This window comes from Kribbella sp. NPDC050281 (assembly GCF_040655855.1).
GTDB lineage: Bacteria > Actinomycetota > Actinomycetes > Propionibacteriales > Kribbellaceae > Kribbella.
Window position 1 is genome coordinate 112,273 of sequence record NZ_JBFAKS010000017.1, and the last position, 26,713, is coordinate 138,985.

The window sequence follows — 26,713 nt, forward strand, 5'->3', positions numbered from 1 at the left end:
TTATCCATATTGGTGCGCCATGGCGATCGCCTGCGCGACATAACTCCCGCCGAACATCACCACGTGGGTCAGCAAGGGGTGCAGCCGGTGCAGTCCGATCCGGTCACGCCAGCCCTCCGCGAGCGGATGCACCTCGTCGTACGCGCGCAGGACTCGCTCGAGCTGCGGCATGCCGAAGAGGCCGAGCATGGCCAGGTCCGTCTCGCGGTGACCGCCGTGCGCGGCCGGGTCGATCAGGTGTACGCCGTCCGCACTCCAGAGGACGTTGCCCGACCAGAGGTCACCGTGGATCCGGCTCGGCGGCTCCGACGGGTCGTCGTATCTGCCGGCCGCCAGCCGCCTGCACACCAGCTCGAACACCCCCAACTGATGCCCGTCGATGGTGCCGCGGTCGTACGCCGACCGCAGGTACGGCCGGAGCCGGAGGTTGGCGAAGAACTCACCCCACGACTTCAGCGGCTCCAGCGCGTGCGGCAACCCGATCGTGCCGATGTAGCCGTCGCCGTCCCACCCATCCGGCGGTACGCCGAAGTGCCGCGCGCCGGCGTCGTGGGTGACCGCAAGCCGCCGGCCGAACTCGTCCGCGGCCGCTCCGGTCGGCGGAACGAGGTCAAGCCGGACCGTGCTCAGGTGGTCGCTGGAGACATCGACCGGCTCGGCCACCGGCACGCCGCCCGGTACGGCGAGCCAGTGCAGGCCGGCGGCCTCGACCTCGAAGAACCCGTGGGGCGCGTCATGCCGCCTCTTCACAAACCTGTCGCTCAGGACGGTCATGTTCGCACTCTGCCACCCGGACCGGGCGCCGAGCCAGCACCGGCTCGGCCAACAGCGTCAGAACCGCTGCGGCGGCCAGCAGGGCGCCGACCAGGGCCACGCTGCGCACTCCGACACCGTCGACCAGGCGACCACCGATGAACGCACCCGCAGCGATGCCCACGTTGAACGCAGAGCTCGTGCCGGCCGAGGCGAGGTCGGTGCTGCCAGGCGCGACCTGCAGTGTGCGGTTCTGCACTGCGACGGCCATCCCCATGAAGGCGAGGCCGGTGACAGCGATCAGGGCGACTGTGGCCACCGGGTGACTGCCGAAGACGTAGAGGCCCGCGAGCGCACCGCTGAGGAGGGCGTAGGAGACGACCACCGATCCCCAGGGAAACCGGTCGAGGATCCGGCCCACGATCAGCGTCCCGGCCAGGCCACCCACTCCACTCGCGAGCAGCATCGGGCCAAGGGCATCCCGGGGCAGGCCGGTGATGTCCAGCAGGAAGGGCGTGACGTAGGTGTTGAACGTCAGGAATCCGGTCACCCCGATCGCCGAGGTCGCGAGGATCACGGCGTACCGCCGGAAGTCGGGCGAACTGCCGCGGCCGGTCGCTCCGTTGCGACCCTCGACGGCCGGAAGCAGCAAGAGGATGCCGGCGCACGCGACGGCGCCGAGAACGGCCATCACGGCGAGTGGGACGCGCCAGCCGGCCTGCTCGCCGAGCCAGGTGCCGAGTGGGATGCCGAGGACCGGCGCGAGCGCCGTGCCGATCGCCAGTCTGGCCACCACCCGGCCGCGGACCTGCGGTGGGAACAGGCTGGTCGCGATCGGCGGCGCGATCGCCCAGAACAGTGCCTGGGAGAGCGCGGTCAGCAGCCGGCTGGCGAAGAGGATCTCGTACGTCGGCGCGGCGGCGGAGAGCGCGGTCGACACGGCCAGGACGCCGAGCGTGCTGCCCAGCACGAGGCGGCGGGGCAGCCGCAGCGTCAGACGGGCGAGCGGGATCGAGGCCAGCACCACGACGGCGGCGTACCCGGTGACCAGGAGGCCGACCTCGGACCGGGATCGATCGAGGTCGCCGGCGATCACGGTCAGGAGGCCGATCGGGAGAACTTCGATCGTCACGTACGAGAAGGTGCTGACGGCGAGCATGAGCAGGGCCGCGTTGGCCCGGCGGGATGTGATGGGCATGACCTCACCTGCGATTCCACTGAATGACTGTACGGTGGTAGCATCTCACCCATGACCGACAGTTTCCGCGACGAGCTCAGGATTGTCGGTGGGCATCCGGCCCTTGACCTCGTGAACACGGTAACGCCCCGGATTCCGGGCCGTCCCGACCTGCACGACTATCTGAGACGGCCGACGGACCTGCTCGACTGGAGCCGCCGGATCGAGCTCGTCGACCTGGGTGAGGGTGAGGCGATCGCGGCGGTCTGGGAGGGTGCCCCGGACCTGGCCGAGAAGGCTCTCCGGGCGACGGCCGAGATCCGCGAGGCGACGTACGCCGTTCTGGCTCCGCGCGCGGGCGGGGCTTCTGCGCTGCCGGCGGAAACCTCGCAGGAGTCCGTCTACGAACGGTTGATGCTGCGCTGGGCCGCGGCGGCCGCGCGCTCGATGCTGGTCGCGCGGACCGACGGTCCCGGGGTCGTCGACCTGCGTGTCGGCACCGCGCCGGCGTTGATGATCCCGGACCGGTTGGTGGGTGCCGCGGTCGAGCTGTTGCGGACGGTCGAGCTGCGGCAGTTGCGCGCCTGCCCGATCGACGACGGTGGGTGCGGCTGGCTGTTCCTCGATCGGAGCCGGAACGGATCGCGCCGCTGGTGCTCGATGGAGGACTGCGGCACCCGCGCGAAGATCCGCAAGCTGTCCGAGCGGCGGCGCGCTACCACTGTCTAGCAGTTATGCCGGTAGTTCTGGCGGCTGTTCACTGTCCGCGACCGGCTGACCCGTCAAGAAGGCGTGTCGAAAGATGCGAAGTGTCCGTCGGACCTGTCATCGTAGGCGGCCGGGCCTTCCGACCACGACGGGCCTGGCCGGTCCTGCCCCAGACAGGGGCGGGCAGTTGGTGAACAGAAGCTGGAGGACAGATGACGCAGGTGGCAGAGCAGCCGGGCAGTACTGCCGGGCGGCTCGGCTCGGTGGTGCTGGATTGCCCGGACCCACTCGAGCTCGCCCAGTTCTACTCAGCGCTGCTGGGGCTGGACATCGACGAGAACGGTGACGACGACTGGCGGAGCCTGACCGGCCCCGGTTCGTCGCTGGGCAACTCGGCGCTGGCCTTCCGCCGCTCGGAGGAGTACGTGCCGGCCACCTGGCCCGGCACCGACGCGCAGGATCTCCATCTCGACCTGATCGTCGAGGACATTTCCAGCGGCCACGCGACCGTGGTCGCCCTCGGGGCCGAACCGCTCGACCCCCTGGACCCGCCACCGGCCGGCAACGGTCGCGGCTGGCGGATCTACGCCGACCCCGCGGGGCACCCGTTCCGGATCTGCCTCGAGTAGGGCGACCGTCCAGCGCCCGCCCCAGCTATCGGCCGGGGCGGGCGCTCGCTGTGTCAGACCCACGCACTGCTTCCGGTGAACGGGAAATGCGTGCCTTCGACGTACTTCGGCCGTGGCTGGTAGCTGTTGACCCCCGGCTCACCGCGCAGGTGGAAGGCGCTCGGGTATGGGACCTCGGGATCCGTGATCCGCGTCGACGTGGGGATGTAGCGGATCGTCAGTCCGCACCGCCGGTTCGGCGACGTGTTCGCGTTGCTGCCGTGCACGATGTTCGGGTGGTGCACCTCGACGTCACCCGGCGCGAGCACCATGTCGACGGCCGCGGACTCGTCGACCTCGACCGCGATCTCCTTACCCAGAACGCTCTCCACCTCGGTGTTGTCGCGCATCCCGGCCACCCCTGAGCGATGACTGCCCGGGATCACCCGCACGCAGCCGTTCTCCGGTGTGGAGTGGTCGACTGCCAGCCACAGCGTCACGACCTTCATCGGGTCGAGTGGCCAGAACGCCGCGTCCTGGTGCCACAGCACCGGCTGCCCGGAGTACGGCGGTTTGGAGATGTAGTGCGACGCGAACAGCGCGAGATCGGGTCCGACGAACTGCGACGCGATGTCGAGCAGCCGTTCGTCACTCACCAACCGCACCCAGAACGGGTCGTCGCGCAGGTACACGTGCCCGAGTTGTTCCGGCCGTACGTCGGGGTGCCGGGCCTGCAGCCACTCGACATGATCATTCACTTCCTTGATCAGGGCCGGATCGATGACATCTCGGAAGGTCACATAGCCGTCGTCTTCGAACATGTCTCCATGCTGCGGTGTGGAGACATCGGCTACTAGCAGCAAGCTGACGAGAACTTGTAGCGTGTTGATGTGGATCAGGCGCTGCGCTTCGAGTCGCACGCGTTCGGCCGTCCGTATCACGCGGCCCGCGTCCGGATCGCCGCCCGAGCGCGCGACACCGAACTGCACACCCATGCGGACTTCCATGAGTTGATGGGCGTGGTGTCCGGCAGCGGGGAGCACCTGTTGACCACAGGTACGCAGAGTCTCGTGGCCGGCGACGTCGTACTCGTGCGGCCGCAGGATCGGCACGCGGTCCGCGGTGCGGCACCTGACGGGCTGGAGTTCGTGAACGTCGCCTTCCCGAGTTCGGCCTGGCGAGGATTCCTCGACCTGACCAGGACGAACCCGACCGGCAGCTGGGCCACCGCGCGTGGGCCGGTGGCCTTCCACACGCCCGCCGCGATCGCCGTGTTCGAACACGCCCTGGACCGCTTCCAGGACGAGCCCGGCGCCTACGATCTGACGCGCTTCTGGATCGACCTGCTGCCACTGGTCTCGCCGGAGGAACTCGCCTCACCCGCCGGCACGCCGACCGCACCGGACTGGTTGTCGAAGGCCTGCCGGTCGATGCGGGCCGAGGAGAATCTGCGCGGAGGAGTGCCGAGGCTCCTCGAGCTGTCCGGTGTCAGCCCGGCCCACCTGTCCCGCTCGATGCGGGCGGCCTACGGACGTACGCCGACCGCCTTCGTCGCCGATCTCCGCCTGGAACACGCCGCATCGTTGCTCGCAGCAACCAATCACCCGGTCGCCGCGATCGCGGCCCGCTGCGGTTTCACCAGTCAGTCGTACTTCACCCGCTGCTTCACCGCCGCGCACCAGCTCTCGCCCCGGGACTTCCGCCGTCGCTCGCAGCGAGCGTTCGTGCCGTAGTGGGTGAACCCCAGAGGGTGGTCATCCGTTGGTCAAGGTGAGGACGGGAGGGCGCACTGTGCGGTTCAAGGTGCTCGGACCGCTGGAGATTCGCGACGGCCACGGCGAGCCGGTGCAACTCGGCTCGGCGAAGCTGCGTGCCGTCCTCGCAGTGCTCCTGGTGAGCGCCAACCGGCCCCTGCCCGCCGGCCGGCTGGTCGAGATGGTGTGGCCCGACCGTCGGCCGCCAACGGCGATCGGAGCGCTTCGTACCTACGTCTCGACGCTGCGCCGCGACCTGCAACTGAACGACGCGCCACCCCGGCTGGTGACCGACGCCGCCGGCTATCGAATGGATGTGACGGCCGCTGACCTCGACCTGCTCGCGTTCGAAGAGTTCACCACCCGCGGCGAGCAGGCACTGCGGGACGGCGACCCACTGGCGGCTACGGAGCTGCTGAGCCGGGGGCTGGCTCTGTGGCGCGGCCGCCCGCTCGAGGATGTAGCGGTCGACGCGGACCCCAACGGCCGGCTGGTCGTTGCGGAGGAACGGCGCCTGGCCGCCAGCGAGACCCTGGTCGAGGCCCGTCTCGCACTCGGGCAGCACACCGAACTGACCGCCGAGCTGCGCGCTCTGGTCGAGGAGAACCCACTCCGCGAACGGCTCTGGCAACAGTGGATGCTCGCCCTGTACCGCGCCGGCCGCCAGGCCGATGCACTCGCTGCCTTCCGCCGTCTCCGGGACCGCCTTGCCGGCGAACTCGGGACAGAGCCGGCCCGCGCAGTCCGCGACCTGCACGCGCAGATCCTGGCCGCGGACCCCAAGCTCGATCTGCCCGGCGAGGTGTCGCAAGGAACGCGGACAGTGGTCCCACGTCAACTACCGGCAGACGCCGCGTCCTTCACTGGCCGCAGCACCGAGCTGGCCGAACTCGCGGACCTGTTACGAGGAGACCCGGACGACCGCATCCCGCCGATCGGCGCGGTCGACGGAGTAGCGGGCATTGGCAAGTCCGCGCTCGCCGTTCACGCCGCGCATCTCGTCGCGAGTGGCTTCCCGGACGGACAGTTGTACGCCGACCTGTCCGCGGACAGCACGGCGATCGGCGCACTCGGCCGGTTCCTGCGGGCGCTCGACGTACCCGATGGTGGGCGGTACGACCTGACCGAGGCAGCAGGCCGGTTCCGGGCCGAGACCGCGACCCGGCGCGTGCTCGTCGTACTGGACAACGCGACGGATGCCGCGCAGGTACGGCCGTTGCTGCCGGCCGGGCCTGGTTGTGCGGTGCTGGTCACCAGTCGCCGGGTGCTTGCGACGCTGGACGGCGTACGACACCTGCACCTTCGTCCGTTGGCTCCCAGCGACTCCACGACGCTGCTCGGCCGGTTGGCCGGGGCTGACCGGATCGCCGCGGATCCGGCCGCCGCGCGGAAGCTGGTCGGGTTGTGCGGGGGACTGCCGTTGGCGGTGCGGATTGCCGGCGCCCGGCTGGCGGCACGGCCCACCTGGCCGGTCCGCACCCTGACCGATCGGCTTGCGAATGCCCGCAGCCGCCTCGACGAGTTGCGCGCTGATGATCTCGACGTCCGGGCCTCCCTGCAGGTCGGTCACCGGTTGCTCGCGGCCGGCTCGGTGGAGGAGCGTGCAGCTGCATCGGCCTTTGGGTTGCTCGGTCTGCCCGACGCCGCGGACCTGAGTCCGCCGTTCGCCGAACGTCTCCTCGGAGCAGTGGACGCGACGCCGGTGCTGGAGTTGCTGGTCGATGCGCAGTTGCTGGAGAGTCCTGCGCCGGGTCGGTACCGGCTGCACGAGCTGCTACGGCTACTGGCCCGTGAGGTCGGCGCGGAGCGATCCGTTGACGAGAGGACCGCCGCACTGACCCGCGCGATGCGCTGGCAGGTCGCCACCGCCTGGAGTGGGTATGCGATGCTGCGCCCGGGCGACCCACGGTTGGAGACCGCCGGTGCGTGGGCCGCTGGCGGTACGACGTTCACCGGGGTCAGGGCAGCACTCGAATGGTTCGAGACCGAGCGGGCCAACCTGCTGGCCAGTGCCGAGCAGGCTGCCGCGACGGACGGCGTACCGGACGAGATCCCTGGCGAGTTGGCGCGGGCGCTGTTCGCGTTCTTCCACATTCGCGGTCATCGGGCCGACTGGATCCGGCTCAACCAGACCGCGTTGGCGGTCGCACGCCGTACGAAGGATGCGCACGCCGAAGGGTTCGCGCATCGCGACCTGGGTGCGGCGTACGAACTGAAGGGCGATTTCGATCAGGCTGCGGGGCATCTGCGGGCTGGCCTGCAACTGTTCACCGAGGCGGGTGACGACACTGGGCAGGCCTCGTGTCTGAACGGCCTCGGCACTGTCTACGACAGCCTGCAACGCTACGACCAGGCTGCGGATTGCCTCTCGCAGGCGCTGTCCATCGCCCGCCGCCTCGGCGACCCGCACAGCCAGGGCGTCTACCTGAACAACCTCGGTCCGGTCTTGGGGCAACTCGGCCGGTACGACGAAGCCCTGCGGTATCTCGCCGAGTCAGGAGCGATCTTCGCCGCGCTGGGCAACCGTCGTGGCCAGGCGGCAGCAGTCACGAATCTCGGTGAGGTCCACGAGGCCGCCGGCTCACCTGGCGAGGCGCTCCCGAGGTTCACCGCGGGACTCGCGATCTTCCGCGAGTTGGCCGACGAGGCGGGCCAGGCGCATTGCCTGACCCGCCTCGGCCTCGCCCATCGCGACCTTGGCCGCGTCGACCATGCGCTCGAGTGTCTGCGGTCCGCGCTGGCGATCTGTGAGCGCACCGACGACCAGCGTGGTGCGGCGCGGTGCCTACGGCTGATCCGCGAGACCCTTCGCCAGGCCGGGCCGCATGGCAAGGGTCAACGACTGAGTGCGAACGAGTAGACGTTCCCGCCGCCGGTGTCGCCGTACGTTCCTGCGTAGACCTTGCCCTGGGCCACGACCGGTCCGGAGTCGACCGCGCCGGACACCCGAGCCGACCACAGCCGCTGCCCGTTGGTTGCGCGCAGTGCGTAGACGCTGCGGTCGTCCGACCCGACGTACACGACGCCGTTGGCCACCACCGGCGATGACATCACCACGCCGCCAGTACGGAAGCTCCACTTGATGGCGCCGGTCGCCGCGTCGAGTGCGAGTACCCGGCGGTCGTTGTTCGTGCCGATGTAGACCGTGCCGTTGACGACTGCCGGCGATGACTGGAACGACGCGAGGATGTTCGTGCCGTACCGCACCTTCCACCGCTGTACGCCGGTCTCGGCGTTCACGGCGTACACATTGCCGTCCCGCGAGCCGAAGTACACGGTGCCGTCGACCACGGCCGGTGTCGAGGAGTTGTGCCCGCCGGTCGGGAACGACCACACAACGGCGCCGGTCGCCGCATCCAGGGCATAGACCTGCTGGTTGAGCGACGCCGCGAACACCTTGCCACCGGCAACAGTCGGGCTCGAGTAGAAGCCGGAACCGCGACCGCCGTTGGGCTTGGCGTCCCAGATCCGCGCACCGGTGGCGGCGTCCAGGGCCAGCACCTGGTCCTCGGTCGTGGCGGCGTACACCACTCCGCCGGCGACCACGGGAGATCCGTTGATGTTGCTGACCGAGGCTCCAGTGCGCCACCGGGTCGCTCCGGTCACCGCGTCGAAGGCCCAGATCTCGGCGGCCGGCCGGTTGATCCCCAGGTAGACCACGCCGTCGCCGATGGCCGGCGACGTGAACGTCCAGTCGCCGGTCAGCGCGCTGTCCGGCTTCGCCCACAGCTGCTGGCCCGTGGCCGCGTCGAGCGCGTGCAGCCGGCCGTCCAGCCCGCCGACGTACACCCGGCCGTCGGCGGTCGCCGGTGACGACCAGACGCTCCCTCCGATCTTGGTCACCCACTGTTGCCGCAATCCGCCGACGGTCGACACCGACAGCGCTGTCTCGGCAGTGTTGACGCCCTGGTGAGCAGGCCCGTTGCGGAACTGGGTCCAGTCACCGGTCGCGACGGCGCTCGCCGGGGCTGTAGCCACCAGCGGCGTCATGACAAGCGCAGCGAGCGCGCAGAGGGCCCGCACCCTCAAGAATCGTCCAGTCATGACCCGACGATCCCGCGCCGGCATCAACGATCGATCAAGCCGTCGCGAGCGCCTTGCGGATCCGCTTCTCCGAGACCGGGTACGGCGTACCGAGGGTCTGCGCGAACAGACTGATCCGCAGCTCCTCGAGCATCCACCGCACCTCGAGAAGCTCCGGGCTCGGGTACTTGCCGGTCGGTACGGCGTTCAACCGGGCGCGATAGTCGGCATCGAGCGTTTGGATGATCGCCATGCCCGAGCGGTCGCGCATCGCGTTGGCGCCGATCTTGTCGAGCCGTTGCTCCATCCCGCGCAGGTAGCGGACGAGATCGGGCAGCCGGGTGGCTCCGGTCTCGGTGATGAAGCCCGGGTGGACCAGACCTTCCAGCTGGCCGCGAACGTCGGACAACGCCGCGAGCAGCGCCGGGCTCGATGCCCGCGAGATCAGCTTGTCCACCGTCCGCGCGTGGGCCAGCACCTGCTCGACCTGCCGAAGGATCGTCAGCACCGTGTCGGCAAGCTCCGACCGTACGGCGTCCCGCAGTACGGAGAACGCCGTCAGGTTCCACGCCGGGCCGTGCGCCGCGGTCATCAACTGGTCGACGGCCGCGGTGATCGCGTCGTCGAGCAGCTCGCCGACGCTGCGGTGCGGGCCTGCCATCAGCGTCATCTTCTGCTGGTTGGTCAGGTTGCGCTGGACCACGTCGATCACGGACGGCATCGTCAGCAGCAGGAGCCGGCGGGTGCCGTTCCACATCGCGGCGGCCTGGTCCCGCTCGGTCTCCTGCAGTCTGATCGCGACGGTCTTGCCCTCGTCGACCAGCGCCGGGTAGCCGGCGACCGTGAGCCCGTTGCGGTGTTCGGAGAAGCTGCGCGGCAGGTCGCCGAAAGTCCAGTCGGTCAGGCCGGACCGCTCCAGCCCGCTGACGGCCTTCGACGCGACCTGCGAGATGGCGGCTTTGGTCTTCGGCTTGAGGCGTTCTTTGAGCTTGGCCAGGTCCTTGCCCTCGGCCACCGTCTTGCGCTTGTCGTCGATCACGCGGAAGGTCATCCGCAGGTGCTCGGGCACCCGGCTCCAGTCCCAGTCGCCCGGCTCGATCAGTACGTCGCGGAGGTTGCGCAGTTCTCGCGCCATCGCGTCGGTGAGCGGTCCGGAGGCCGGGTCGAGGTGGGGGAGGATCTGGCGGGCGTGGTCCGGGGCAGGCACGATGTTCCGCCGGATTGCCTTGGGTAAAGACTTGATCAGGGTGGTGACGAGCTCCTCGCGGAAGCCGGGCACGCTCCACTCGAAGCCGTCCGCGGTGACCTGGTTCAGCACCAGCAGCGGGATGTGTACGGTCACGCCGTCCGCGTCGGTGCCCGGCTCGAAGGCGTAGGTGAGGTCGAAGGTCATCCCGTTCTGCATCCAGTGCAGCGGGAACTCCTCCTCCTTGACCTCGGCACCCTCGCGGACGACCAGGGACCGCTCGAAGTCGAGCAGGTCGGCGTCACGCTGCCGGGCGTTCTTCCACCAGGTGTCGAAGTGCCGACCGGTGACGACCTCCGCGCCGACGCGTTCGTCGTAGAAGGCGAACAGCGTCTCGTCGTCGACCAGCAGGTCGCGCCGCCGGGTCCGCTCCTCGAGCTCCTCGACTTCCTCGACCAGCTTGCGGTTCTCGTGGAAGAACTTGTGGTGCGTGTCCCAGTCGCCCTCGACCAGCGCGTGCCGGATGAACAGTTCGCGGGAGACCTCGGGGTCGACCTTGCCGTAGTTGACCTTGCGCCGCGCCACGATCGGTACGCCGTACAGGGTGACCTTCTCGTAGGCCATGACCGCGCCGGCCTTGCGCTCCCAGTGCGGCTCGGAGTACGTGCGTTTGATCAGGTGCGGAGCGATGTCCTCGGCCCACTCGGGCTCGATCTTGGCGTTCACCCGCGCCCACAGCCGCGAGGTCTCGACCAGCTCGGCGGCCATCACGAACTGCGGCGGCTTCTTGAACAGTCCGGAGCCGGGGAAGATCGCGAACTTGGTGCCGCGGGCACCGAGGTACTGGTGCTGGTTGGCCGGGTCCTTCATGCCGAGATGGGACAGCAGACCGGACATCAGCGAGACGTGGACGGCCTGTGGGTCGGCCGCCTCGCCGCTGTTCAGCGTGACGCCGATCTGGGACGCGACCTGGCGGAGCTGGGCGAAGATGTCCTGCCACTCCCGGACGCGCAGATAGTTGAGGTACTCGCTGCGGCACATCCGGCGGAACTGGTTGCCGGACAGCTCCTTCTGCTGTTTCTTCAGGTAGTTCCAGAGGTTCAGGAACCCGAGGAAGTCGCTGGTGGGATCGCGGAAACGGGCGTGCGCCTGCTGCGCCTGCGCCTCGGCGTCCGTCGGCCGCTCGCGCGGATCCTGGATCGACAGCGCGGCGGCGATCACCATCACCTCACGGACACAGCCGTGCTTGTCCGCCTCGACGATCATCCGGGCCAGCCGCGGGTCCAGCGGGATCTGGGCCAGCTGGCGGCCGATCGGGGTGAGCCTGCGGTGCCGCTCGGTCGCCTTCGCGGACTCGATCGCGCCGAGCTCGGTGAGTAGTTGCAGGCCGTCGCTGATGCTGCGCTTGTCCGGCTCGTCGATGAACGGGAACGCGGCGATGTCGCCGAGCCCGATCGAGGTCATCTGGAGAATGACGGACGCGAGATTGGTCCGCAGGATCTCGGGGTCGGTGAACTCGGGCCGGCTCTCGAAGTGCTCCTCGGAGTACAGCCGGATACAGATGCCGTCGCTGGTCCGTCCGGAGCGGCCCTTGCGCTGGTTGGCGCTGGCCTGCGAGACGGGCTCGATCGGCAGGTGCTGGACCTTGGTGCGATGGCTGTACCGCGAGATGCGCGCCGTACCGGGGTCGACGACGTACTTGATGCCGGGGACGGTCAGCGAGGTCTCGGCGACGTTGGTCGCGAGCACGATGCGGCGGTTCGAGTGCGGCTGGAAGACGCGGTGCTGCTCGGCGTTGGAGAGTCTGGCGTAGAGCGGCAGGACCTCGACGGCCCCGGGCCGGCCGCTCTGACCGGCGTACTTGTCGTTGAGCGCGTCGGCGGTGTCGCGGATCTCCCGCTCACCGCTGAGGAACACCAGTACGTCGCCCGGGGCCTCGTGCTCGAGTTCGTCGACGGCGTCCAGGATCGCCTGGGTCTGGTCGCGGTCCAGCGTGCTCGGGTCGTCCGGATCGTTGATCGGGCGGTAGCGCACCTCGACCGGGTAGGTCCGGCCGGAGACCTCGACGATGGGCGCGGGGTTGCCCTGGCTGTCGGAGAAGTGTTCGGCGAACCGCTCCGGGTCGATGGTCGCGGAGGTGATGATGACCTTGAGGTCCGGGCGGCGGGGGAGCAGGCGCTTGAGGTAGCCGAGGATGAAGTCGATGTTCAGGCTGCGTTCGTGCGCCTCGTCGATGATGAGCGTGTCGTACCGGCTCAGGTCGCGATCGCGCTGCAGTTCGTTCAGCAGGATGCCGTCGGTCATGAGCTTCACCAGCGAGCGCTCACTGACCTTGTCGGTGAACCGTACGGCGAACCCGATGGTCTCGCCGAGCTCCGTGCCGAGCTCCTGCGCGATCCGCTCCGCCACGGTGCGTGCGGCGAGACGCCGGGGCTGGGTGTGACCGATCATGCCCTGGATGCCGCGGCCGAGCTCGAGGCAGATCTTCGGCAGCTGGGTCGTCTTCCCGGAGCCGGTCTCGCCGGCGACGACCACGACCTGGTGGTCCCGGATCGCGGCCGCGATGTCGTCCTTCAGCTGACTGACCGGCAGCTCCGGCGGATACGTGATCTCGGGCACCGCCAGCCGGCGCAACTCCACCCGCTGCTCAGCCTGCTCCACCGCCCCGAGCACACCCTGCAACGCCTGCTCGCGCTTGTGAGCTTCCTTCGTACTCCGAACCCGCTCCAGCCGGCGCCCGAGCTGCTCCCGGTCATACACCGAAAGCCCCTCGAGCCGCGCCACCACGTCACCCAGGTTCAGCTCAGCGGCCGGAGTCTGATCCGATGGCGGTTTCGGGCCACGCCCCCGGCGACGGGGACGCCGGTTGGTGGGAGCAGGGGAGGGACTGGGGGACTCGGTCCGGGCTTCTGGCATAACCCCACCAGTTTAGGCGCCCCACCCCAGCGCCTCACCTGGGTTTAGTGGACCGCCAGGCCATCACAACCGTCGCCTCCGCACAGGCCTACGCGGGCGAACGTTCCGTCCGCGTGGATTGTGATGGCGTGGAGGTCCGGCTGCTCAGTCTTCGTCCCGAGACGACGCCTTCACGGCGAGCACGGGGACGGGGGACTCGAGGAGGACCCTTTGGGCGGTGCTGCCGAGGATGAGTTTGCCGACCGGGCTGCGGCGGCGGAGGCCCAGAACGATCAGGCCGACGTCTTCGGCGCCGGCTGCCTTGAGGAGTTCGCCGGCCACGTCGCCCGAGGAGACGGCCTGCTGGATCGTCACCTCGACGCCACGCTCCCCAAGCCGAGCCGCGGCGGCGGCCAGCTCGTCGGCGTTGGCATAGCGAGCGTCGATGTACGCGTCGCCACGGCTGGTGTTCAGCAGCAGCACCGACGCCCCCCGCAGCTCGGCCTCCACAGCCGCCGCCGTGAGCGCGGCCTCACCCTCGGGAGTTGGCACATAACCGACCAGGATCTTCACAGGTTCACTCTCCCATCTCCGGACCTGTGCCACTCATCAACGACGCGGAAGCCGACCGGCTCACGCTCATCCAGCGCCTCGTCCAGGCGATCCGCGTGGTTGTGGAGTGGCGCACGTCCGCCCCACCCCGGTTGCTTGACTCTGACACCGGTGTGAGGCGATAGCGTCGACCGCATGGTCGAACTGCAAGTGGTGCTGCCGGACGAGTCGGCGACTATGCCACCCGAACGGCTGGTCGAACTGGCCGTCGCCGCGGAGGAACTCGGCTACGGTACGGCGTGGTTGCCCGATCACATCCTGCCGCCGGGCGAGTTCGGCTCCGAGTACGGCGGGGTGTACGAGCCGCTGGTGACGATCGGCTACCTCGCGGCACGGACGACGCGGATCCGGTTCGGGACCTCGGTGATGATCCTCCCGCTGCGCAACCCATACGTCGTCGCGAAGCAGGCAGCGACCCTGCATCGGCTGTCCGGCGAGCGAGTGGTGCTCGGCGTCGGCGTGGGGTGGACCGAGCCCGAGTTCGCCGCCGTCGGTGCTCCGTTTCGCGAGCGGGGGCGACGGACGGACGATTCGCTGGAGATCATCCGGGGGTTGTTCGACGGTGAGGACCGCGGCGGTGTCTTCGAGCCTAAGCCGCGCGCCCCGCTCCCGATCATGATCGGTGGCGACAGTGCGCCAGCCCTCCGTCGCGTCGCACGCTTCGGCGACGAGTGGCAGGGCTTGGGCCTCGATTCATCGTCCTTCCGCGCGGCCGTCGCGAAGATCCGCGCTCAGACAGACCGTCACGTCAAGGTCGGCAGGCGCCTGCACTGGTCCGGCGCAGCGTCGGAACTCGACGCCGTCGTCCGGCAGGGCACCGAACTCACCGAGGTCGGCGCCGATTCCCTGGCAGTCTCCTTCGGCGACCACAACCGGACCCTGGACCGCATGACCCGCTTCCGCGACGCTTTCGGACTAGCCGTCGAGTAGCCGATTGCGAAGGACCTTGCCGGTGGCGTTGCGGGGAAACTCCTCCACGATGCGGATCTCGCGGGGCGTCTTGTAGCGGGCCAGGTTCGCCCGGACGTGCGCCATCAGGTCGTCCTCCGACACCGGTTCGCGCAGTACGACGTACGCGATCAGACGTTGGCCGAACTCCTCGTCCGGTACGCCGACCACCGCGGCCTCGGCGACCGCGGGGTGACTGGCCAGGCACTCCTCGACCTCGACTGGGTACACGTTCTCGCCGCCTGACACGATCATGTCGTCCTCGCGGCCGTCCACGAACAGCCGACCGAGCCGGTCCAGGTGACCGAGGTCGCCGGTGCTCATCCGCCCATCGACGACCGTCTTGCTGGAGCCATCGGAGTAGCCGCCGAACACGAGCCCGCCGCCGGCGAAGATCCGACCGGTCTCGCCGGTGCGCACCGGCCGATCGTTGTCGTCGAGGATGCGGATCGAGCTGCCGAGACACGGCCGCCCGACCGTCCCGGGCGCGGCGATCAGGTCGGCGGACGTCGCGATGGTCGCGATGCCGACCTCGCTCGATCCGTAGGCGTCACACAACACCGGCCCGAACTGCGTGATGAACCGCTCGGCCAGTGGCGCGCCGAGCGCGGACGCACCGGAGATCGCCGCCCGCAGCGACCGCAGATCATGCGTCGCGATCTCCGTCGGGCCGAGCTCCAGCATCCGCCGCAGCATCACCGGTACGGCGACCATCGAGCCGGCTCTGGCCCGTTCGACCGAGGTGAGCACCGCGCCGGCGTCGAACCGGCGGGCCAGCACCAGCGGCGATCCGAGGAAGAGGGCGAGCATCGAGGTCAGCAGACCGAGTCCGTGGAACAGCGGCGGGCAGATCACCATCGGCTCGCCCGACCGCAACCCGATGCGATTGAGCGCACTCGCGGTCAGTCCGGCGAGGCCGAGCGCGGTCGGCACCCGGGGCGCGGCCTTCGGCGTCCCGGTCGTACCGGAGGTGAGGATGGTGATGTGCCCGGGCGAGTCCGGCTTCGGCGCCTCAGGTGCATCGGATGCGGCGAGCTCGTCGAGATCCGAGAGCACGGACGGGATGTCCGCCGGTGGGCTGAACTCCGCGTCGTGGATGAGTAGATCGGGTCGATGCCGCTCCAGCACCGCGGCCAGCTGCGGGGGAGCGAACTCGGTGTTCACGAACAACACGTCCGCGCCCACCCGGGATGCGGACAGCGTCGCCTCGAGGAAGCCACGGTGGTTCCGGCACAGCACCGCCACCTTGCTGCCGGCAACGATCTGGTGCTGCGCGTGCATCGCCGCCGCGATCCGTTCGCACCGGTGGTCCAGCTCGGCGTACGTCGTACTGCCGTCCTCGTCGATCACGGCGGCGCGATCGGGGTAGCGGATCGCGGCGATCACGCCCAGTGCGGCCATCGACTGGCCCCAGTGGCGCAGAGCGCGCTCGATCCCGATGAGGTGTGAAGGTCGAGCGGACCGCCAGACTCCGGACCTGAGCAACGCGACGGACACACCGCCGACCTCGGCTGCGCCCTGGACCAGCCACTCCGGAGGCCGGATCGGCGCGATCGGCCGCGGCGCCCTCACGGCTGCCCCCTGCGTTTGGATCTCCCGTCGGTACGTCGGAAGTACTGCTCGAAGAGCCGGTCGGTGGGCACGCGCAACAGGTTGCCCAAGGCATCCGCCGGCCGGACCATCGGTGGCGTGATGTTGTGCGGGCGTTCGGCGACCGCAGTACACACCTGATCGGCGGCCTGCTCGGGCGACAGTCCGGGCATCTTGTTCAGCAAGGGGGTCGGCTCGCTCATCCGCGTGTGCACGAGACCCATGTAGACGGTCGACGTGGTGACTCCGTCGCCGCGGATCTCCTGCGCCACGGACCGCAACCAGACGTCGAACGCGCTCTTCGAGGCCAGGTACGCCGACCAGCGGGCCATCGGCGGTGTCCGGACTCCGGCGGTCGAGACGTTCACGATGTGGCCGGAGCGGCGTTCGCGCATCGACGGGAGCAGCTCGAGGACGAGCTTGGCCGGGCCGAGGTAGTTGACCGCGTTCGTCCGCTCGATGTCGTGGAAGCGCTGGTAGGAGTCGGCGATCGACCGGCGGATCGACTTGCCCGCGTTGCTCACCAGCACGTCCACATGTCCGTGCTCGGCCAGCACTGTCCGCACGAGGTCCTCGACCGCGGCCGGATCAGCCAGGTTGGTGGGGTGGACGAACGCCGTACCGCCTGCTGACCGGATCTCGCCGGCCACCACCTCCAGTTGGTCGGCCGTCCGAGCCACCAGCAGCACGGTCGCTCCGGCCCGGGCGAGTCGCCGCGCGGTCGCTTCACCGATCCCGTACGACGCCCCGGTCACCAGGACGACCTGTCCACCGACGGCAGCGGCCAGCTGGTCGTCGGCGATCCGCGCCCGCCCGTTGGTCAGCGCGACCAGCAACGACCACCCGATCGACCGCTTCCCAGTCACCATGACCGTGACATTACCCGCTGGTAGTCGGCTGTGGCAGGCCCTGCGCGTCGTCGGCGACCCGCTGCAACCACTCGCGGGTCAGAGCAGCGAACAGCTCCGGTTGCTCGAGTTGGAGGTTGTGCCCCGCCACGTCGAGGACGACGAAGCTCGCCCGCGGGTAGTGGGGGAGCAGGACATAGGTGTCCTCGTACCCCGTGATCGAGTCCTGCCGGCCGCAGACGATCAGCGTCGGGCGGGTCCAGACGGGACCGCTCTCCGGATCGACCGACAGCCTGCGCTTCCTCTCGATGCGATCGAGCGCTGTGGTGTCGGCGAGCGCGAGCCCCGGCGCAACGTCCTTCCGGTACGCGGCCAAGGCCGTGGCGGTCCGCACGACGGCCAGCTCGGTGAAGTCCTCACCCTCGGTCAGCGACTCGACGACGCCCGGCTCCGATCGCAGCACGACGTGCTCGGGCACGGTGCGGTCCGCGTTCTCGACGACCGTGCCGATCGGGCAGATCAGGCTGAGACCGAGCACCTGCTCCGGTCTCTCCCGAGCCAGGGCTCGCGCCAGGTAGCCGCCGTACGACTCCCCGATGAGCAGGAAGGGCTCGGCGCCGATCTGCTCGTCGACGAAGCTCTGCACGGCCGCGAGGATCCCGTCCGAGCTGTCGATGTCGCCGGCAGGGCTCTGCCCCATGCCGGGCAGGTCGGGGTAGAGCCGGCGATAGCCGGGCAGGTCGGTGAAGATCGGCTCGAGGCAGCCGGTCATCAGCCGGTGGTCGGGAGTCCAGCCGTGCAGCGCCAGCACGGGAGTGCCGTCGCCGAAGGACACGTGGTGCAGTGTCATCAGAATCGCCTTTCGCCAAGCCCGGTCAGGGCGAAACAAGTTGTAGCAATCGCCGCCGACAGTTCTAGAGTCGACCTCATGGCTCGTCGCTCACCCCTTGGTCCTGTCCCTGAATCCGCGGTCCTCCGTTCCCGCCTGGAGCGTGCCCGAGAAGCCGCGGCCGGCACCGGTCTTCTGATCGCGCCCGGTTCCGACCTGCGCTATCTCCTCGGTCAGCCCGGCGGATCCTTCGAACGCCTCACGACGCTGGTGATCCCCGCCGACGGGGCCCCGGCGCTCGTCGTACCGAAGCTGGAAGCACCTGGGTACGACGGCCTGCCGCTGGAGGAACTCGGGGTCGAGGTCGTCACCTGGGTGGACGGCGACGATGCGTACGGCCTGGCGGCGGATCGGCTGCGCGGTTCGGACCGGGTCGCGGTCAGCGACTTCACGCCCGCGCTCCACGTGCTGGCGCTGAGGGACGCACTGCCCAAGGCGGAGCAGACTCTGGCCGGTCCGATCGTGCGTGAGTTGCGGATGCGGAAGGACGCGGCGGAGGTCGAGGCTCTGCGGAAGGCAGGCGCGGCGATCGACCGCGTGCACGCCCGGGTCGGCGAGTGGCTGCGGCCCGGCCGGACCGAGGCGGAGGTCGGCGCGGACATCGCGGACGCGATCGTCGAGGAGGGTCACGTCATGGCCGACTTCGTCATCGTCGCCAGCGGACCGAACGGTGCGAGCCCGCACCACGCCCTGTCCGATCGGGTCATCGAGGCGGGCGACATCGTGGTGGTCGACATCGGCGGACCCGTTGCCGAGGGCTACAACTCGGACTCGACCCGGACGTACGCCGTGGGCACACCGCGTGACGCCGACGTCGCCGCGACGTACGCCGTACTGCGGGATGCGCAGCAAGCGGCGGTGGACGCGGTGCGGCCGGGGGTGTCCGCGGAATCGATCGACGCGGCGGCGCGAGAGGTGATCGCGGCAGCCGGCTTCGGCGACTTCTTCATCCACCGGACCGGTCACGGGATCGGGCTCGACGTCCACGAGGAGCCGTACATCGTCGGTGGGAACGGACTGCTGCTCGAGCCGGGGATGGCGTTCAGTGTCGAACCAGGCATCTACCAGCCGGGCCGGTGGGGTGCACGGATCGAGGACATCGTGGTCGTCACCGAGGACGGCGTCGAGCCGATGAACCAGCGGCCGCACGACCTTGTCGTGCTCTGACGCCCGTCAGCCGGCGCGGAAGGTCTTGCGGTAGGCGAGCGGCGACACCCCGAGCTCGGACCGGAGGTGGTGCCGCAATGACGCCGCGGTGCCCAGACCGGCAGCGTCGGCGACGCGGTCCACAGAGAGGTCGGTCGTCTCCAGCAGCTCACAGGCATGCCGCACGCGCTGCTGCAACAGCCACGCTCCTGGCGACTGCCCGGTCTCGGCCTTGAACCGGCGGCTGAACGTGCGCACGCTCATCCGGGCGTGCGCGGCCAGCCCCGGCAAGGTCAGCTCCTCGTTGAGCCGCTGCAGCGCCCAAGCCCGGGTGGGCGCCGTACCGTCGGTGCCTTCGTCTGGTACGACGCGCTCGATGAACTGGGACTGGCCACCGTCCCGCCACGGCGGTACGACGCAGCTCCGCGCAGCGCGGTTGGCGACCTCGCTGCCGAAGTCGCGGCGGACCAGGTGCAGGCACATGTCGACGCCCGCGGCCAGACCGGCGGACGTGACGACGTCGCCGTCGTCGACGAACAGCAACTCCTCCTGCAGGTCGATGTGCGGGTAGATGCGGCGGAACAGCTCGGCCCGCTTCCAGTGCGTCGTGGCCGGCCGCCCGTCCAGGTAACCCGCCGCGGCGAGCACGAACGCACCGGTGCAGATCGAGGCGATCCGGGTGCCGGGACGGATCGTGGCGAGGGCCGCGGCGAGGTCGTCGGGCAGGATGCCCTCGTTGCGTGGCTTCGGGTAGTACGTCCCCGGGATGATGACCGTGTCGGCCTCCGCCAGTTCCTCGGGTCCGTAGTCCGGGAGCAGGCTGAATCCGGCGCTGGTCCGGACCGGCGACCTGTCCAGGCCGCAGACGCGGACGTCGTACAGCGACTTGCCGTCCGCGCGGGCCGCGGCGCCGAGCACAGCCGGTGGGATGGTCAGGTCGAAGCCGACCACCGGTTCGAGGGCCAGGACGGCGACCCGGTGCGGGCCGACCGCGGCCAGATGCCGCTTGCCTCGGGCTGTCATGGCCATATCTTGACATATGGTGGCAGTTCGGCCACTGGTTCGGCGTCCCTTCGGACGGCAATCTAGGCGGGTGACGCAGATTCTGCCGACGAAGAAGGCTGCCCGGGTGCATCTGGCCTGGGCAGTCGCCGCTGTTGGGTTCGTGACCCTGATCGGCGCGGCCGGGTTCCGGTCCGTGCCGAGCGTGCTGCTCGACCCGCTGCACGAGGAGTTCGGCTGGTCGCACGCGACGATCTCGTCGGCGGTGTCGATCAACCTCCTGCTGTACGGCCTGATCTCGCCGTTCGCCGCGGCGCTGATGGACCGGCTCGGTCTGCGCCGGGTGGTCAGCGGTGCGCTGGTGCTGATTGCTCTCGGCAGCGGACTGACGGTCTTCATGAACTCGTCCTGGCAGTTGCTGCTCTGCTGGGGCCTACTCGTCGGTGTCGGCACCGGATCGATGTCCATGACGTTCGTCGCGACCATCACCGGTCGCTGGTTCGTCGCCCGCCGCGGACTGGTCACCGGGATCCTCACAGCGGCCGGTGCGACCGGGCAGCTGATCTTCCTGCCGCTGATCGCGAACCTGGCGGCCGACTATGGCTGGCGTGTACCGGCCCTGGTCGCAGCCGGCACCGCACTGGCCGTCGTACCGCTGGTGCTGCTGTTCCTGCGCGACTACCCGAGCGATGTCGGACTGAGGGCGTACGGCGCTCCGGAGGGGAGCACGGCGGGACAACGGGTCGAGTCGACCGGGAGCAGCGCGGTGCGCGCGCTGACCGCGTTGTGGACCGCGATGCGGCGGCCGGCGTTCTGGCTGCTCGCGGGTGGGTTCGCGATCTGTGGAGCGTCGACCAACGGTCTGATCGGCACGCACTTCGTCACGGCTGCGCACGACCATGGCATGCCGGCCACGACTGCGGCGTCGCTGCTGGCGTTGGTGGGTGTGTTCGACGTCGGCGGGACGATCGTGTCCGGATGGCTGACGGACCGGTGGGATCCGCGGTACCTGCTGATCGGCTACTACTCGCTGCGCGGGCTGTCGCTGCTGATCCTGCCGTCGCTGCTCGGCCCGACCGCGCAGCCGAGCGTCTGGGTGTTCATCGTCTTCTACGGCCTCGACTGGGTCGCGACCGTGCCGCCGACGGTGGCGCTGTGCCGGGAGTGGTTCGGAGTGGACGGGCCGATCGTGTTCGGCTGGGTGTTCGCGTCGCACCAGATCGGAGCCGCGCTGGCGGCCACGGGTGCGGGTGCGATCCGCGACGTGCAGGGCAGCTACAACCTCGCCTGGTACCTGGCCGGGGGACTGTGCGCGGCGGCCGCGCTGATGTCCGCGAGCATCGGACGCCGACTCGTGACCGCCTGACTCTCTGAGCTAGCCTCGATCTAGGTTGAGGTCGGAGGGCGGAGCGGTGGACATCGAGCCAGGTGAGTTGACGGTCGGGCAGCTGTCGCAGCGCAGTGGCGTGGCGATCTCGGCGCTGCATTTCTACGAGCGGCAGCACCTGATCGTGAGTCGCCGTACGTCGGGCAACCAGCGCCGGTACAAGCGCGACACGCTGCGCCGGGTCGCCTTGATCCGGATCGCCCAGAGGGTCGGAATCCCGCTCGCGGAGGTGGCGGCGATCCTGGCGTTGCTGCCCGAGAGCCGCACGCCGACGCGGCAGGACTGGGAGCGCATCTCGGAGTGCTGGCAGGCCGAGTTGGACAAGCGCATCCTGCACCTCGAACAACTCCGGGACGACTTCAAGGACTGCGTCGGCTGCGGCTGCCTGTCCCTCGACCGCTGCGCCCTCGCCAACCCGTACGACGCTCTGGCCGCGAACGGACCGGGCCCGCAGCGACTGCTGGCGGCGAATGGCGAGCCGTGTCATCCCGGAAAGTGCGCCTGACCGAGGGTTTTCCACAGGTTGGCGGCCGCGCCCAGCGAACTGGGGGTGCGGGCGTCTAGGGTTTCGGCATGGCTGACTCCAGTGCGACGCTCACTCTGACCGACACGCGCGCGGGGATCGCGGGTGGCGTGATCCAGGCGATCGCGGGGGAGAGCGCGCGGTTGCGGCCCGATCAGGAGACGGCGGTCGCCGCCCTGTGCGAGGCGGGCGCCCGAGTGCTCGTCGTCCAAGCGACCGGGTGGGGGAAGTCGGCTGTGTACTGGGCGGCGACCGCGATTCGCCGGGCCGAGGGGGCTGGGCCGACGCTTGTCGTGTCGCCGTTGCTGTCGTTGATGCGGGACCAGGTCGCGGCCGCGAGCCGTGCCGGGCTGCGCGCGGCGACGCTGAACTCGAACAACATCGACGAGTGGTCGAGTATCGAGCACGACCTGCGTTCCGGGGGCATCGACGTACTGCTGGTGTCGCCTGAGCGGCTCGCGAATCCGGGGTTCGGGCGGCGGGTGCTCGATGGACTGGCCGGCCAGGTCGGGCTGCTGGTGATCGACGAGGCGCACGCGGTGTCGGACTGGGGTCACGACTTCCGGCCGGACTATCGCCGGGTGTCCGACGTACTGCAGCAGCTGAACCCGAAGACCCCGGTTCTCGCGACCACGGCGACGGCGAACTCACGCGTCACCGACGACGTCGCGCATCAGTTGGGGGAGTCCACGCTGGTACTGCGAGGTCCGCTGGCGCGATCGAGCCTGCAACTGGCGGTGGTCGATGCGCTGTCGCCGTTGGATCGGTTCGCGTGGGTCGTCGATCACCTGCCGAAGCTGCCGGGATCCGGGATCGTCTACACGCTCACTGTGGCCGACGCGCAGCGGCTGGCGGCGACGATCCAGGAGGTCCACGGGCGCGATGTGCCAGTGGCGGCGTACACGGGTGGGTTGGAGGCGGGGGAGCGGGAGAGTCTCGAGGACGCGCTGCGCGCGAACCAGTTGAAGGCGCTGATCGCGACCTCCGCGCTCGGCATGGGGTACGACAAGCCGGACCTGGGGTTTGTGGTGCACGTCGGATCGCCGCCGTCGCCGGTGTCGTACTACCAGCAGGTCGGGCGGGCCGGGCGTGGCATCGACCACGCGATTGTGGCGCTGCTGCCATCGGACGCGGATGCCGGTGTGTGGGACTACTTCGCGACCGCGACCATCCCTGTTCCGGAGAACGTGAATCGTCTGCTGCAGGCGCTCGAAGGCTACGGGCCTGATCAGCCGGCCACTGTTCCCATGCTCGAGGCGGAGACCGGACTGCGCCGGACGCGGGTCGAGTTGATGCTGAAGCAGTTGGCGGTCGACGGTGCGGTCGACCGGGTCGAGCGCGGTTGGGTGCGGACCGGCGTGGAGTGGAGCTTCGACGCCGCGCACTACGACGGGATCGTCGCGGTACGGCGGCGCGAGGCGGACATCATGCGCGCCTACACGCGTGGCGACCGTTGCCTGATGCAACTGCTCCAGGAGTCGCTGGACGACCCGTCGGCCGAGCCGTGCCGGCGATGCTCGGTCTGCCTCGGGGCGTTGCCGGATCCGCTGCTGCCTTCGGCGCAGGCGGAGACGGTGGCGACGGTCACCCGGTTGCTGCGTGGCGAGGTGCATGTGCTGGAGCCGCGGAAGATGTGGCCGGGCGGCGCGTTCGGTGCGAAGGGACGAATCCCCGCGGAGCTGATGGCCGAGCCCGGCCGGAGCCTCATCTACGCCGACGCTCCCGAATGGCGCGAGGTCCTCCGTGCCACCCTCAACGCGGATGCCGAGCTCCCAGCCGAGCCTCTCGAAGCCTTGAAGTCCGGCGCTGTCGCCGCGTTGTCGCGCTGGCGCAGCAGCTGGTCAGGTCGCCCCGAGGTCGTCGTACCGCTGCCGGCCGCGGGCCACGGCCGACTGACCTCGGCGATCGCCGACCACGTCGCATCCGTCGGCCACCTGGACCGCGCCGAGCTCACGATCAACCCGACCGGCTTCACCGACGACCTGTCCTCAGCCGAGGAGGCCAAGGTCTGGCGGGACGGCCTCCACGTCGACGACCAGACCGCACAGTCGGTCGCGGGCCGCACCGTACTTCTCCTCGTCGACGCCAGCTCCTCCCAGTGGCCCGTCACTGTCTGCGCCGCCAAGCTCCGCGAATCCGGTGCGGCGGCAGTCCTCCCACTGCTCATCCACAAGCGTCCGTAGGGACTACTTCACGGCCGCGAGTTCAGGGGTGGATTCGACGAAGGACTTGAGGTCGGACAGGAGTGCGACCCAGCCCTCGCTGACCATCTCGCGGATGGCGCTGCCCGGCCCGAAGCCGCTGTGGACGACGGTCAGCTTGACCTGGTCGCCGGCCGGCACGAGCTCGAAGGTCGCCGTGGACAGCGGCTCGGCGCTGGCCCTGCGGTAGAGGTCGTCATCCAGGTCCACCGCCTTGGCGAACTCGGGCGTCATGTGATGCCAGGCGTAGGACAGCCGCGTGTAGGGGTCGTGCTCCAGCACGACCTGGCCCGGCCCAGCCATCGTGACGTCGCCCTGGTGCCAGACCAACTCGGAGCCGGCGGTCCAGTCGGTCTCGAACTGGACACCCCAGTACTGCTCGGTGAACTTCGGGTCGGTCAGTGCCTGCCACAGCCGCTCCGGCGTGGTCTTGATGTACGTGGTGTAGACGAAGTCGTTGTCGCCCATGGTTTCGGCCTCCAGAACCGTCTTGAGATCGGCGAACAGCTCGACCCGCCGGCGGTCGTACCGGTTGATCCAGCGCTCGGCGATGGCGTTGATCGGCTCGGCGTTCAGGTGGTGCAGCTTCTCCCGGCCCCGCCACACGGTGGTGACGAGGTTCGCCGTCTCGAGGACGGTGAGGTGCTTGCTCACCGACTGCCGGGCCATGTCGAGGCCGGCGCAGAGCTCCCGCAGCGTCTGGCCGTTGCGCGCGTTCAGCATGTCGAGCAACTGCCGGCGGCTGGGGTCGGCCAGGGCGCGGAACACCTCGTCGTCCATCGCTCTCCGATCAGGATATGCAGCCGTCCGGCTGCATGACCGACAATAGGCAGCCAATCGGCTGCATGTCAATGCTCGAATCCGATTGACGTGCGCTGGAGGATGAGCGGGTGGAGATCAAGAGCCTCGGCTACCGGACCGATCTGTTGCTACTGGAGCTGAGCGGCAGCGAATTCCAGGACGCCGGTGAGTACGTCGTGATCCGGACGCCGGCGAACCCGACGTACTGGTGGGGGAACTTCCTGCTGTACCGCTCGATCTTCGCCCCCGGTGACGTGAAGTCCCGGCTGGAGACGTACCGCGCCGAGTTCCCGGCCGGGAAGCATGTTGCCTTCGGCATCGACAGCGTCGACGGCGAGATCGGCGCCGAGGACGAGCTCGCCGCGGCCGGGTTCACGGTCGACCGGAACGTGGTGATGACCGCGAGCCGGGTCGTCCCACCCCGCCGGCCCAACGACGAGTCGACGTACCGGTTCATCACCAGCGACGACGACTGGGAGCAGGTGACCCAACTCGGCCTGGCGACCGCGACGATGGAGGTCGACGACGGGTACGTCGAGTTCACCCGGCGCAGGGACGCGGCGCACCGTGCGCTGGTGGCGGCCGGGCACGGGCAGTGGTTCGGTGCGTTCGACGGTGACCGGTTGCAGAGCTCGCTCGGGCTGATGTTCGACGGCAAGGGTCTCGCGCGATTCCAGCACGTGCAGACCCACCCGGACGACCGCAATCGTGGCATCGCGAGCACGCTGGTCCACCACGCGTCGACGTACGGGCTGACCGACGGTGGTGCGCGGACGCTCGTGATGGTGGCGGACCCGGAATACCTCGCGATCAGGCTGTATCGCGCGCTCGGCTTCCAGGACACGGAAACCCAGCTGCAGTTCACCCTGCCGCCTGCCTCGTGAGGCATGACAGGGTAGGGGCATGACTGGTACTGACGGACGGCGCGGGGTCGCTCTGATCACCGGTGGGAGCCGCGGCATCGGTGCAGCGGCGGCGGTCGCTCTGGCGGCCGACGGCTGGGACGTGGGCGTGAACTACCGGACTCGCGCGGACGAAGCGGCACGCGTCGTGAAGGCGTGCTCGGAGCTCGAACGGCGCGCGATCGCGGTCCAGGCCGACGTGCTCGAGGCGGACCAGATCGAGCACCTCTTCGAGACAATCACCGCCGCACTCGGGCCGATCGGTGCCGTGATCAACAATGCCGGCATCGTCTCACCGTTGGGGCGGGTGGCGGAGTACGACGCCGAACGGCTGGACCGGGTCTTCCGGATCAACTCGATCAGCGCCTTCCTGGTCGCGGGCGCCGCGGTACGGCGGATGTCCACGGCGTACGGCGGTACCGGGGGCGTGATCGTCAACGTGTCGTCGCGAGCAGCCGTGCTCGGCTCGGCGGGCGAGTACGTGGACTACGCCGCGAGCAAGGCGGCCGTCGACGCGCTCACGATCGGCCTGGCGAGCGAGGTGGCGGAGGAGGGCGTTCGCGTTCTCGGCGTCCGCCCCGGACTGATCGAGACCGACATCCACGAGCCCGGCCGGCTGGACCGCATCGGCACCACGCCGCCGCTGGCCCGCCCTGGCAAGCCAGAGGAGGTTGCCGAGGCGATCGCCTTCCTCGCTTCCGATCGTTCGTCCTACATGACCGGCACCACCCTCGACGTCTCCGGCGGCCGCTGACCGCCG

At 69.5% G+C, this 26,713-nt stretch carries 22 protein-coding genes; 11 read left to right on the forward strand and 11 right to left on the reverse strand.

All coding sequences use genetic code 11. The features are described 5' to 3' along the window. Both AB0I34_RS20195 and AB0I34_RS20200 read right to left on the reverse strand, forming a co-directional pair. Positions 1 to 774 carry a fructosamine kinase family protein gene (locus tag AB0I34_RS20195; RefSeq protein WP_360446982.1) on the reverse strand — a complete coding sequence of 258 codons (774 nt, stop codon included), beginning with the start codon at positions 772 to 774 and terminating at the stop codon, positions 1 to 3. Continuing rightward, positions 734 to 1,951, reverse strand: a complete 1,218-nt coding sequence (locus tag AB0I34_RS20200; RefSeq protein WP_360446984.1) for an MFS transporter — start codon at positions 1,949 to 1,951, stop codon at positions 734 to 736. Before AB0I34_RS20200 ends, AB0I34_RS20195 begins: the two co-directional genes overlap by 41 nt. A gap of 51 nt (positions 1,952 to 2,002) precedes the next feature. Between AB0I34_RS20200 and AB0I34_RS20205 the strand changes: the two genes are divergently transcribed. Together AB0I34_RS20205 and AB0I34_RS20210 are read left to right on the forward strand one after the other, a co-directional pair. After that, positions 2,003 to 2,659: a CGNR zinc finger domain-containing protein gene (locus tag AB0I34_RS20205; protein WP_360446986.1), complete on the forward strand. Its 657-nt coding sequence runs from the start codon at positions 2,003 to 2,005 to the stop codon at positions 2,657 to 2,659. 191 nt (positions 2,660 to 2,850) lie between these two features. Next, positions 2,851 to 3,267 carry a VOC family protein gene (locus AB0I34_RS20210; RefSeq protein ID WP_360446988.1) on the forward strand — a complete coding sequence of 139 codons (417 nt, stop codon included), beginning with the start codon at positions 2,851 to 2,853 and terminating at the stop codon, positions 3,265 to 3,267. 53 nt (positions 3,268 to 3,320) lie between these two features. Here AB0I34_RS20210 and AB0I34_RS20215 read toward each other — a convergent pair whose 3' ends face one another. Next, positions 3,321 to 4,067, reverse strand: a complete 747-nt coding sequence (locus tag AB0I34_RS20215; RefSeq protein ID WP_360446990.1) for a phytanoyl-CoA dioxygenase family protein — start codon at positions 4,065 to 4,067, stop codon at positions 3,321 to 3,323. A 69-nt stretch (positions 4,068 to 4,136) separates the two neighbouring features. Here AB0I34_RS20215 and AB0I34_RS20220 point away from each other — a divergent pair, with 69 nt between their 5' ends. After that, positions 4,137 to 4,979 carry an AraC family transcriptional regulator gene (locus AB0I34_RS20220; RefSeq protein ID WP_360446992.1) on the forward strand — a complete coding sequence of 281 codons (843 nt, stop codon included), beginning with the start codon at positions 4,137 to 4,139 and terminating at the stop codon, positions 4,977 to 4,979. Between the two features lie 58 nt (positions 4,980 to 5,037). Continuing rightward, positions 5,038 to 7,860 (forward strand): BTAD domain-containing putative transcriptional regulator, encoded by a 2,823-nt coding sequence (locus AB0I34_RS20225; protein ID WP_360446994.1) that lies wholly within the window; start codon positions 5,038 to 5,040, stop codon positions 7,858 to 7,860. Here AB0I34_RS20225 and AB0I34_RS20230 read toward each other — a convergent pair. The 3 genes from AB0I34_RS20230 to AB0I34_RS20240 form a co-directional block, all read right to left on the reverse strand. Then, positions 7,836 to 9,044: a PQQ-binding-like beta-propeller repeat protein gene (locus AB0I34_RS20230; RefSeq protein ID WP_360446996.1), complete on the reverse strand. Its 1,209-nt coding sequence runs from the start codon at positions 9,042 to 9,044 to the stop codon at positions 7,836 to 7,838. The two genes, AB0I34_RS20225 and AB0I34_RS20230, sit on opposite strands and share 25 nt — an antisense overlap. A gap of 34 nt (positions 9,045 to 9,078) precedes the next feature. Next, positions 9,079 to 13,011 (reverse strand): ATP-dependent RNA helicase HrpA, encoded by a 3,933-nt coding sequence (gene hrpA / locus AB0I34_RS20235; protein ID WP_360447072.1) that lies wholly within the window; start codon positions 13,009 to 13,011, stop codon positions 9,079 to 9,081. A gap of 258 nt (positions 13,012 to 13,269) precedes the next feature. Further along, positions 13,270 to 13,677, reverse strand: coding sequence for a universal stress protein (locus AB0I34_RS20240; RefSeq protein ID WP_360446998.1), 408 nt, complete (start codon positions 13,675 to 13,677; stop codon positions 13,270 to 13,272). Positions 13,678 to 13,851: 174 nt separating this feature from the next. Here AB0I34_RS20240 and AB0I34_RS20245 point away from each other — a divergent pair, with 174 nt between their 5' ends. Beyond that, on the forward strand, positions 13,852 to 14,646 hold the full coding sequence (locus AB0I34_RS20245) for a TIGR03619 family F420-dependent LLM class oxidoreductase (protein ID WP_360447000.1): 795 nt from the start codon (positions 13,852 to 13,854) through the stop codon (positions 14,644 to 14,646). Here AB0I34_RS20245 and AB0I34_RS20250 read toward each other — a convergent pair. From AB0I34_RS20250 to AB0I34_RS20260, 3 genes are read right to left on the reverse strand one after another with little or no spacing between them, the layout of a single operon-like run. After that, complete coding sequence (locus AB0I34_RS20250) at positions 14,632 to 16,236, reverse strand: AMP-binding protein (protein WP_360447002.1); 1,605 nt, start codon at positions 16,234 to 16,236, stop codon at positions 14,632 to 14,634. The two genes, AB0I34_RS20245 and AB0I34_RS20250, sit on opposite strands and share 15 nt — an antisense overlap. Next, a complete protein-coding gene (locus AB0I34_RS20255) occupies positions 16,233 to 17,123 on the reverse strand; it encodes an SDR family NAD(P)-dependent oxidoreductase (protein ID WP_360447004.1) in 891 nt (296 codons plus the stop codon). The genes AB0I34_RS20250 and AB0I34_RS20255 overlap by 4 nt, the downstream gene beginning before the upstream one ends. 10 nt (positions 17,124 to 17,133) lie before the next feature. Further along, positions 17,134 to 17,952, reverse strand: coding sequence for an alpha/beta hydrolase (locus AB0I34_RS20260; protein WP_360447006.1), 819 nt, complete (start codon positions 17,950 to 17,952; stop codon positions 17,134 to 17,136). 78 nt (positions 17,953 to 18,030) lie between these two features. Here AB0I34_RS20260 and AB0I34_RS20265 point away from each other — a divergent pair, with 78 nt between their 5' ends. Then, entirely contained in the window at positions 18,031 to 19,158 is a 1,128-nt protein-coding gene (locus AB0I34_RS20265) for a Xaa-Pro peptidase family protein (RefSeq protein ID WP_360447008.1), read from the forward strand. A 6-nt stretch (positions 19,159 to 19,164) separates the two neighbouring features. On the opposite strand, the gene AB0I34_RS20270 is transcribed toward AB0I34_RS20265, so the two are convergent. Further along, positions 19,165 to 20,160, reverse strand: a complete 996-nt coding sequence (locus AB0I34_RS20270) for a helix-turn-helix domain-containing protein (RefSeq protein WP_360447010.1) — start codon at positions 20,158 to 20,160, stop codon at positions 19,165 to 19,167. Between the two features lie 70 nt (positions 20,161 to 20,230). On the opposite strand from AB0I34_RS20270, the gene AB0I34_RS20275 reads away from it, so the two are divergent. The 3 genes from AB0I34_RS20275 to AB0I34_RS20285 all read left to right on the forward strand — a co-directional run bounded on the left by AB0I34_RS20275 (position 20,231) and on the right by AB0I34_RS20285 (position 24,232). Beyond that, positions 20,231 to 21,505 carry an MFS transporter gene (locus AB0I34_RS20275; RefSeq protein ID WP_360447012.1) on the forward strand — a complete coding sequence of 425 codons (1,275 nt, stop codon included), beginning with the start codon at positions 20,231 to 20,233 and terminating at the stop codon, positions 21,503 to 21,505. Positions 21,506 to 21,551: 46 nt separating this feature from the next. Further along, positions 21,552 to 22,031 carry a redox-sensitive transcriptional activator SoxR gene (gene soxR / locus AB0I34_RS20280; RefSeq protein ID WP_360447014.1) on the forward strand — a complete coding sequence of 160 codons (480 nt, stop codon included), beginning with the start codon at positions 21,552 to 21,554 and terminating at the stop codon, positions 22,029 to 22,031. A 68-nt stretch (positions 22,032 to 22,099) separates the two neighbouring features. Then, positions 22,100 to 24,232 carry a DEAD/DEAH box helicase gene (locus AB0I34_RS20285; RefSeq protein WP_360447016.1) on the forward strand — a complete coding sequence of 711 codons (2,133 nt, stop codon included), beginning with the start codon at positions 22,100 to 22,102 and terminating at the stop codon, positions 24,230 to 24,232. A 3-nt stretch (positions 24,233 to 24,235) separates the two neighbouring features. Here AB0I34_RS20285 and AB0I34_RS20290 read toward each other — a convergent pair whose 3' ends face one another. Further along, positions 24,236 to 25,030: a metalloregulator ArsR/SmtB family transcription factor gene (locus AB0I34_RS20290; RefSeq protein ID WP_360447018.1), complete on the reverse strand. Its 795-nt coding sequence runs from the start codon at positions 25,028 to 25,030 to the stop codon at positions 24,236 to 24,238. A gap of 110 nt (positions 25,031 to 25,140) precedes the next feature. On the opposite strand from AB0I34_RS20290, the gene AB0I34_RS20295 reads away from it, so the two are divergent. Together AB0I34_RS20295 and AB0I34_RS20300 are read left to right on the forward strand one after the other, a co-directional pair. After that, complete coding sequence (locus AB0I34_RS20295) at positions 25,141 to 25,935, forward strand: GNAT family N-acetyltransferase (RefSeq protein ID WP_360447020.1); 795 nt, start codon at positions 25,141 to 25,143, stop codon at positions 25,933 to 25,935. A gap of 19 nt (positions 25,936 to 25,954) precedes the next feature. Further along, on the forward strand, positions 25,955 to 26,707 hold the full coding sequence (locus AB0I34_RS20300) for an SDR family oxidoreductase (RefSeq protein ID WP_360447022.1): 753 nt from the start codon (positions 25,955 to 25,957) through the stop codon (positions 26,705 to 26,707). The last annotated feature ends 6 nt before the right edge of the window (positions 26,708 to 26,713 follow it).

What these genes read in the sequence shown, in the direction of transcription:
- AB0I34_RS20195 (WP_360446982.1), bottom strand. Translation starts at nt 774, where the DNA reads ATGACCGTCCTGAGCGACAGGTTTGTGAAGAGGCGGCATGACGCGCCC.
- AB0I34_RS20210 (WP_360446988.1), top strand. Translation starts at nt 2,851, where the DNA reads ATGACGCAGGTGGCAGAGCAGCCGGGCAGTACTGCCGGGCGGCTCGGC.
- AB0I34_RS20200 (WP_360446984.1), bottom strand. Translation starts at nt 1,951, where the DNA reads ATGCCCATCACATCCCGCCGGGCCAACGCGGCCCTGCTCATGCTCGCC.
- AB0I34_RS20285 (WP_360447016.1), top strand. Translation starts at nt 22,100, where the DNA reads ATGGCTGACTCCAGTGCGACGCTCACTCTGACCGACACGCGCGCGGGG.
- AB0I34_RS20255 (WP_360447004.1), bottom strand. Translation starts at nt 17,123, where the DNA reads ATGGTGACTGGGAAGCGGTCGATCGGGTGGTCGTTGCTGGTCGCGCTG.
- AB0I34_RS20245 (WP_360447000.1), top strand. Translation starts at nt 13,852, where the DNA reads ATGGTCGAACTGCAAGTGGTGCTGCCGGACGAGTCGGCGACTATGCCA.
- AB0I34_RS20260 (WP_360447006.1), bottom strand. Translation starts at nt 17,952, where the DNA reads ATGACACTGCACCACGTGTCCTTCGGCGACGGCACTCCCGTGCTGGCG.
- AB0I34_RS20265 (WP_360447008.1), top strand. Translation starts at nt 18,031, where the DNA reads ATGGCTCGTCGCTCACCCCTTGGTCCTGTCCCTGAATCCGCGGTCCTC.
- AB0I34_RS20230 (WP_360446996.1), bottom strand. Translation starts at nt 9,044, where the DNA reads ATGACTGGACGATTCTTGAGGGTGCGGGCCCTCTGCGCGCTCGCTGCG.
- AB0I34_RS20300 (WP_360447022.1), top strand. Translation starts at nt 25,955, where the DNA reads ATGACTGGTACTGACGGACGGCGCGGGGTCGCTCTGATCACCGGTGGG.
- AB0I34_RS20290 (WP_360447018.1), bottom strand. Translation starts at nt 25,030, where the DNA reads ATGGACGACGAGGTGTTCCGCGCCCTGGCCGACCCCAGCCGCCGGCAG.
- AB0I34_RS20205 (WP_360446986.1), top strand. Translation starts at nt 2,003, where the DNA reads ATGACCGACAGTTTCCGCGACGAGCTCAGGATTGTCGGTGGGCATCCG.
- AB0I34_RS20215 (WP_360446990.1), bottom strand. Translation starts at nt 4,067, where the DNA reads ATGTTCGAAGACGACGGCTATGTGACCTTCCGAGATGTCATCGATCCG.
- AB0I34_RS20270 (WP_360447010.1), bottom strand. Translation starts at nt 20,160, where the DNA reads ATGACAGCCCGAGGCAAGCGGCATCTGGCCGCGGTCGGCCCGCACCGG.